The following is a 275-nucleotide window of genomic DNA, read 5'->3' on the forward strand; positions in this document are numbered from 1 at the left end:
CAGGTTGTAGGGGTTCTGGATCGAAACCGCCCGCGGCCAGCCACGGCTCTCGGCCAGGGCAAGGAACTTCATGGTGCCCCATGGCGTTTCGTTGGACAGGCCGATATGGCGGATCTTGCCGGCCTTGACCTGCTCGTCCAGGGCTTCGAGGGTTTCTTCCAGCGGAGTGAAGTCTTCATCGGCCTGGTGCTTGTAGCCCAGTTGGCCGAAGAAGTTGGTGCTGCGCTCGGGCCAGTGCAGTTGGTACAGGTCGATCCAGTCGGTCTGCAGGCGCT

Annotated in this window: 1 protein-coding gene; it reads right to left on the reverse strand. The window is 62.2% G+C overall.

The genetic code is table 11. The features are described 5' to 3' along the window. On the reverse strand, positions 1-275 hold a 275-nt coding region (locus R0J88_RS19995), incomplete at both ends, for an aldo/keto reductase (RefSeq protein ID WP_410900875.1).

It is taken from the genome of Pseudoalteromonas sp. SIMBA_162, from assembly GCF_046535955.1.
GTDB classification, from domain to species: Bacteria; Pseudomonadota; Gammaproteobacteria; order Enterobacterales; family Alteromonadaceae; genus Pseudoalteromonas; species Pseudoalteromonas marina.